Below are 7,376 nucleotides of genomic sequence, written 5' to 3'. Positions count from 1 at the left end.
TATGCCTTCCTGTTGTGCAACTTTGCAGGCCGCGCACAAAACCTGAACGCGGCCCATTGCCTTTGAGAAACCCTGCGCCTAACCGCGCCGTTATTAATTATTCATTATTAACTATTCATTGATCTTCAGGCACCGACCAGTCGATGACGGTTTTGCCCTGTTGCAGCAGGTACTGATTGGCGCGGGAGAAATGGCCGCAACCGAGGAAACCCCGGTGGGCGGACAAGGGCGACGGGTGCGGGGCGGTGAGCACGCAGTGCTTGCTGCGGTCGATCAGCTTGCCCTTCTTCTGGGCATGGCTGCCCCAGAGAAGGAAAACCAGCCCCTCTCGCTCCCGGTTCAGGTGTTCGATGGCCTGGTCGGTGAACTGCTCCCAGCCCTGCTTCTGGTGAGAGGCGGCCTGGCCGGCTTCCACGGTGAGCACCGCATTGAGCAGCAGCACGCCCTGCTCCGCCCAGTGGGTCAGGTTGCCATGGGCCGGTATCTCGATCCCCAGATCCCGATGGATTTCCTTGTAGATATTGACCAGCGACGGCGGGGTTTTGACACCACGCTGCACGGAAAAACACAGGCCATGGGCCTGATCCGGGCCGTGGTAAGGGTCCTGGCCCAGAATCACCACCTTCACCTTGTCGAAGGGCGTCAGGTTGAAGGCGTTGAAGATATCCGGGCCGGGCGGAAATACGGTTTTGCCGGCCCGCTTTTCATCAGCCAGAAAAGCCCGCAGCCGGGCCATGTAGTCCTGCTCGAACTCCCCGGCCAGGTGCTGTTTCCATCCCGGTTCCAGCTGTACGTTCTGGGCACTGTTGTCAGCCACGAGGCAACAACTTGTCCAGCAGGTTGCACATACGCGCCTCCACGAACTCCTCGGAGATTTTTTCCGGGTGTACCAGCAGACGCTGCTCGATGGACATCATCGCCATCAGAATCAGCTCCGCATCCAGGCGAGGATTGTCGCTGCCGAACAGTTCGGTGGCGATCATCAGGCTTTCCAGCTGCTGGTGCAGGTACAGATCTGCCAGCTCACGCAGGCGGCTGTCCATGATCGCTTCCTGCATGAACGCCTGCTCCGCCACCAGATGGCCACGGCGGGTGGTCAGCTCGTCGACGATAAAGGCCGCCATCATCTTGCCCATCATGTCGATCAGGCGCTGGCGCTCTTCCGCATCGGCGAGACTGTCACGGGAAAATTGCGACAACAGGGCAAAGGCCCGTTCCTTGAACGGCTCGATCACATCCTTGAGCGCCCGTTCGGCGAACAGGGTGAAGGTATCGGCGATCAGATCGGAGATATCTTTGAAGTAGTAGGTGGTTGCCGACAGGGGGACATCCGCCTCACGGGCCACGGCCCGGTGACGCACTGCACGGATACCCTCTTTGACAATAATGTTCAGCGCGGCTTCGAGAATGGCCTGACGACGCTGTTCACTGCCGGCGCGACGCGCTTTTCTTCCCTGGTATTGAATTGCACTACTCATGGACACAGTCAGCCTTTGTTGATTCAGCCCGGTACTCCCCCTGAGGGGATGTGTTGTGTCGCTCTCCCACCTTCTACCCGCAAGCCGGGGCACAAACCGTGCCCCAAATCAGCCTCAACGTCCCTGGGGACGCATATGCGGGAACAGGATCACGTCCCGAATGGACGGTGAATCTGTAAATAACATTACCAGCCGGTCGATGCCAATGCCCTCACCGGCTGTCGGCGGCAGGCCATGCTCCAACGCGGTCACGTAATCCTCGTCATAGAACATGGCCTCATCATCGCCAGCATCCTTTTCCGCTACCTGCTGACGGAAACGCTCAGCCTGGTCCTCGGCATCGTTCAGCTCAGAGAAGCCGTTGGCGATTTCGCGGCCACCCACGAAGAACTCGAAGCGCTCGGTCACAAACGGATTATCGTCCATGCGGCGAGCCAGCGGCGACACTTCCGTGGGGTACTCGGTGATGAAGGTCGGATCTTTCAGACGGTGCTCTACCGTCTTCTCGAAGATCTCGATCTGTACCTTACCCAGGCCGTAACCATCTTTCAGTGGAATCCCCAGTGACTCGGCGATGGCGCGGGCCCCATCCGGGTCCGCCAGCTTCGCCGGGTCGATATCCGGATTAAAATGCAAAATCGAATCGAAAACCGTTATCCGGGTAAAGGGTTTACCAAAATCGTACACATCTCCCTGATAACTCACCTCGGTGGTACCCAGCACGTCCTGGGCCAGCTTGCGCAGCATTTCCTCGGTCAGGTTCATCAGATCGTGGTAATCACCGAATGCCTGGTAGAACTCCAGCATGGTGAATTCCGGATTATGGCGGGTGGAAAGCCCTTCGTTGCGGAAGTTGCGGTTGATTTCGAACACCTTCTCGAAACCGCCCACCACCAGACGCTTCAGGTACAGTTCCGGCGCAATGCGCAGGTACATGTCCATGTCCAGGCTGTTGTGGTGAGTGATGAAGGGCCGCGCGGTGGCGCCGCCGGGAATCACCTGCAGCATGGGGGTTTCCGCTTCCACAAAGTCTTTTTCCACCAGGAAGTTGCGGATACCGGCCACCATCTTCGAGCGGATCCGGAAGGCCTTGCGGGTCTCTTCGTTAACGATCAGATCCACATAGCGCTGGCGATAGCGAGCTTCGGTGTCGGTGAGGCCCTTGTGTTTTTCCGGCAGCGGACGCAGCGCCTTGGTGAGCAACAGATACTCATCCATCATCACATACAGGTCGCCCTTGCCCGATTTGCACAGAATTCCTTTCACGCCAACGATATCGCCCAGATCCCAGTGCTTGGTGTCTTTCTGCACGTCCTTGGAGGCATAAATCTGGATGCGCCCGGACATGTCCTGCAGCACCTTGAAAGCCTTGCGATCGAGCATCATGCGCCCGGCAACAGCAACCTGAATGTTCTTCTCAGCCAGCTCTTCCTTGCTGAACTCGCCATACTGCGCCTGCAGGTCGGCGGCCAGAAAATCGCGACGGAAGTGATTGGGGAAGGCATTGCCCGCCTCACGCAGGTCGGCCAGCTTGGCACGGCGCTCGGCGATCAGGCGGTTTTCGTCCTGTGACGCTTCCTGGGGATCAGTCTGTGTCTGTTGCTCGTCGGCCATCGGGTTACCTTAATTCGGTCTCTCGCCTGCCTGCTGGCAAGGCTGATGCTGCTTGTTAATACAGCGGGAGCCGTCTGGGGCCCCCACTTCCCGGAATTACAATCCTGCTTTCAGGGACGCTTCGATAAACTGATCCAGCGCGCCGTCCAATACCTGCTGGGTGTTGTGGCTCTCTACGCCGGTGCGCAGATCCTTGATGCGGCCATCATCCAATACATAGGAACGAATCTGGCTGCCCCAGCCAATATCTGACTTGTTGCTTTCCTGGACCTGCTTTTCCGCGTTGCGGCGCTGCATTTCCAGTTCATAGACCTTGGCCTGCATCATCTTCAGGGCCTGGTCCTTGTTCTGGTGCTGGCTTCGCCCGCTCTGGCACTGGGTCACCAGGGTGTGCTTCTCGCCACCCTCGTCGGTGTAATCATAGGTCAGACGCACCGCAGAATCGGTCCGGTTAACGTGCTGACCACCGGCGCCGGAGGCGCGGTAGGTATCCACCCGCATGCTGCCCACATCGATATCCACGTCGATATCGTCGTCCACTTCCGGAGACACAAACACCGAGCTGAACGAGGTATGGCGGCGGCCACCGGAATCAAATGGGCTCTTGCGCACCAGCCGGTGCACGCCGGTTTCGGTACGCAGCCAGCCGTAGGCATACTCGCCTTCGAAACGAATAGTGGCAGATTTGATACCGGCCACATCGCCGGCGGACGCTTCCACCAGCTCGGTCTTGAAGCCGTGGGCTTCACCCCAGCGCAGGTACATGCGCAGCATCATCTCGCCCCAATCCTGGGCTTCGGTGCCACCGGACCCGGCCTGGATATCCAGGTAGGCGTTACAGGCATCCATCTGCCCGGAGAACATGCGGCGGAATTCCAGATCCGCCACCATTTTCTCCAGCCGTTCCAGCTCGCTTTCCACTTCCGGCAGGCTGTCTTCGTCGCCCTCTTCCACCACCAGCTCCAGCAGGCCGGAGGTATCTTCCACCCCCTGGGAGGCGTTATTGATGGTGTTGACTACCAGTTCCAGCTGGGCGCGTTCCTTGCCCAGACCCTTGGCGTAGTCTGGGTCGCTCCAGACATCCGGGTTTTCAAGCTCGCGCTCGACTTCGGTCAGACGTTCACTCTTCTGATCGTAGTCAAAGATACCCCCTAAGCGCTTCGACACGCTCAGACAGGTCGGAAAGGTGGGTTCGCAGCGGATTGACTTCCATTACGTCTCTCTAGAATAAGTGCTTGGCAGAATTGATACGTGGAAAACAGCGCAGTCTAACGGTTTGCGGGTTGGCTGACGAGGGGCGGGCTATTCCCGCGCTGTAGGAGCGTCGACCCGCACGTTTATAACGAAGCCGCTGTAGGAGTTCCTCTTGAGGGACGAACCACGCGTCAGCGTGGAAATCGTCCGCAGAGTCTGCCCCGGATTCGGTTCGGAGCAGCAGAGCAACCGGGATCTCCAGAATGATCAGGTGACACCCGCATCGCCTGTTTCCTCGCCAAGGCTCGGATTCGTCCCTCAAGAGGAACTCCTACAGCGGCTTTGTCGAGGCCCCGGATGCTCCTACCTCAGTCTCTCAGCTCGTAGACGTGGTGAGCCTCGCCCTTCATGTTATCGATGGTGGTGCCGATATAGCGGGCATTGTTGGGAATGCCCGAGCCGGTGGTGAACACCTTGAAGGTGCGCACTTCTTTCGGGGTGTCGATCACGGTGTCCGCGTCCACTTCCACCCACATGAAAATCACCGCTTCCTGGGGGATGTAATCCACCCGTAATACCTTACCTTCTTCGGGCAGGCGCAGCTCCTGCACCTCGTTGACCACCTTCAGGCGGTGCTTGTGTATGGTCTTCATCTGAGTCCCCTCCGTTAAGGACACAACACGACGGTGGACGATAGCCACCCCGCGCAGTCAATGCCGGCACGGCCTTTTGGGCCGCACCCTGGTAAAACAGGCGCCCGATGGTGAGCGCGAGGCGCAATGCTAGCAAAAACCCGGGCTGCCGACAGCATTGTCGACAATTTTGCGGGGCGGCGGGCTGTGCCAGATCAATCCCCACCCGTTGGAGCCTTGCTCGCAAGGCGAAAAGCGAGCCCAGGCGGGCCTCCGACCCGTTCGCTTTGCGAGCAAGGCTCCAACGATGACTCGGGTAATCAGGGTAGCCCGGATAGCTACGGTGGCGGTTGGCAGCGTTACAGCGTAATCAAATGCTCGAACAGCAGCTGCGGGTTACGCTGACCGCGGAATTCGTTCACTTCCAGGCGGTAGACGCCGCGCACCCGGCTGATGCGCTTGGGCAGGGCTTCCACCGATACATTGAAATGGATGGCATCGATGATGCCGCTGACACCGGGCAGGCCCAGGGTCAGCTTCAGGTGGCGCTCGCCGACGATGCGGTGCTTGAGCACCTCGAACTCGCCATCGAAACTCGGCGCCGGAAAGCCCTGCCCCCAGGGGAAGCGATGGCTGAGCAGTTCCGCGTTGGCCAGGGACAGCTCGTGGTCATCCAGCTCGCCATCAGTCTCCACCACCTTTTCCAGTGCCTTGGGCGACAGCAGCTCGCTGACCGCTTTTTCGAACGCCACCTTGAACTGGTCCAGCTTGTCCCGCTCCAGGGACAGCCCCGCCGCCATGGCGTGGCCGCCGAACTTGCTCAACAGCCCCGGGTTGGCAGTGGCCACCGCGTCCAGGGCATCACGCAGGTGCAGACCGGGGATCGAGCGGCCGGAGCCTTTCAGAGTGCCGGGCTGCTGGGCCGGGGCGAAGGCGATCACCGGGCGGTGGATGGCTTCCTTGACTCGTGAGGCAAGAATGCCCACCACCCCTTCGTGCCATTCCTTGCCATACAGGCACAGCCCCGCCGGCAGGTTCTCCGGGTTCAGCCGCGCCACCTCGATCATGGCGGCATCGCGCATACCGTGTTCGATAGAACGGCGCTCGCGGTTGATGGTGTCCAGCTCCTGGGCCATTTCCAGGGCTTCTGCATCGGTCTCGGCCAGCAGGCAAGCGATGCCATGGCTCATGTCCGACAGGCGCCCCGCCGCATTCAGGCGCGGCCCCACCGCAAAGCCCATGTCCGCTGCCAGCGCCCGGTTCGGATCACGACCGGCCACCTGTAGCAGGGCACGGATGCCCGGGCAGCCCTTGCCAGCGCGGATACGGCGCAGGCCCTGCTCCACCAGCACCCGGTTGGCATCGTCCAGGGACACCACGTCCGCCACCGTGCCCAGGGCTACCAGGTCCAGCAGATCGGTAATCGGCTGTGTGGGCGTGAAGCCCTGCTCGCGCAGGGCCCGTTGCAGGTCCATCAATAAGTAGAAGGCGACACCGACACCGGCCAGGTTGGCAGCGGGGAAATCCTCGCAGCCCGGCAGGCGCGGGTTCACCAGGGCATCGGCCTCCGGCAGGGTGTCACCGGGCAGGTGGTGATCGGTAATCAGCACCTTGATGCCCCGGGCGCGGGCTGCGGCCACGCCATCCACACTGGCGATACCGTTGTCCACGGTAATGATCAGATCCGGCTGGTACTGCTGTTGGGCCAGCTCGACGATGGCCGGCGACAGGCCATAGCCGTATTCGAAACGGTCCGGCACCAGGAAATCCGGGCGCGGGAAGCCCAGCAGCTCCAGCCCGCGCACCATCAGAGTGGTGGCCGTGGCCCCATCCGCGTCGTAGTCGCCGACAATACACAGGCGCCAGTGGTCGGATCGCCCTTGTAACAGCAGCTCCACGGCCCCACGCAGTCCTGTAAAGGAAGACGGATGCGGCAAGCGCTTGAGCGCCAGATTCAGTTGCGCCGGGTCGTCCACCCCCCGCCCGGCCAGAATCCGCGCCAGCAATGGCGGCACATCCGGCCAATCCGGGGTGTGCTGCGGGCGGCGAGTAATGGCGGGCAGGCTGAGTTTGTCTACGGGCATTAATGGGGCTCGGTGAGTCAGGGGTTCTGGCTGAGGCAGGCATTCGCGATGCGAGCATCGCCTTCCACACACACCTCAAGGCGTTGTGGGAAGTCATGCTTGCATGACGAAGAGCCACCCTCAAAGGTTCAGGGCAAGGCACGAGTGGCGAGGAGCGAAAGGCAAAAGCAGGCCGGTTTTCAAAACTCGCTTCTCGCGACTCGCTTCTGGCCCAGCAGTCTGCCACGCCGCACCCGGAACAGCACCATCACAAGGAGCAAGTGTTGAAATTTTCACCAACCACGACCTATCCATCAGGCCCACGACCAATTAGTCACAAATTGGGGCTAAAAAAGTCATTCACCTTCCCTATACTTGCGGGCCTACACGTTTCG

At 60.4% G+C, this 7,376-nt stretch carries 6 protein-coding genes; all 6 read right to left on the bottom strand.

Features of this window, described 5'->3' with window-relative positions; all coding sequences use genetic code 11:
• Positions 1-115: 115 nt before the first annotated feature.
• A complete protein-coding gene (ung, locus tag ACFE0K_RS11040; protein WP_434536117.1) occupies positions 116-817 on the bottom strand; it encodes a uracil-DNA glycosylase in 702 nt (233 codons plus the stop codon).
• Positions 810-1,478, bottom strand: coding sequence for a TetR/AcrR family transcriptional regulator (locus ACFE0K_RS11035; protein ID WP_434536116.1), 669 nt, complete (start codon positions 1,476-1,478; stop codon positions 810-812). The genes ung and ACFE0K_RS11035 overlap by 8 nt, the downstream gene beginning before the upstream one ends.
• A 114-nt stretch (positions 1,479-1,592) precedes the next feature.
• Positions 1,593-3,092 carry a lysine--tRNA ligase gene (gene lysS, locus ACFE0K_RS11030; RefSeq protein WP_434536115.1) on the bottom strand — a complete coding sequence of 500 codons (1,500 nt, stop codon included), beginning with the start codon at positions 3,090-3,092 and terminating at the stop codon, positions 1,593-1,595.
• Between the two features lie 96 nt (positions 3,093-3,188).
• A protein-coding gene (prfB, locus tag ACFE0K_RS11025; RefSeq protein WP_434536114.1) for a peptide chain release factor 2 occupies positions 3,189-4,305 on the bottom strand; the annotation gives its coding sequence in 2 pieces (ribosomal slippage) (positions 3,189-4,232 and positions 4,234-4,305; 1,116 coding nt in all).
• Positions 4,306-4,654: 349 nt separating this feature from the next.
• Positions 4,655-4,939 carry a DUF7352 domain-containing protein gene (locus tag ACFE0K_RS11020; RefSeq protein ID WP_035247581.1) on the bottom strand — a complete coding sequence of 95 codons (285 nt, stop codon included), beginning with the start codon at positions 4,937-4,939 and terminating at the stop codon, positions 4,655-4,657.
• Positions 4,940-5,277: 338 nt separating this feature from the next.
• Positions 5,278-7,002, bottom strand: a complete 1,725-nt coding sequence (gene recJ / locus ACFE0K_RS11015) for a single-stranded-DNA-specific exonuclease RecJ (RefSeq protein ID WP_434536113.1) — start codon at positions 7,000-7,002, stop codon at positions 5,278-5,280.
• Positions 7,003-7,376 lie beyond the last annotated feature (374 nt).

The organism is Alcanivorax sp. (assembly GCF_051117345.1).
Taxonomy (GTDB): Bacteria; Pseudomonadota; Gammaproteobacteria; order Pseudomonadales; family Alcanivoracaceae; genus Alcanivorax.
The sequence above is the reverse complement of the archived record's forward strand: the minus strand, read 5'-3'. Positions and strand labels throughout refer to the sequence as shown.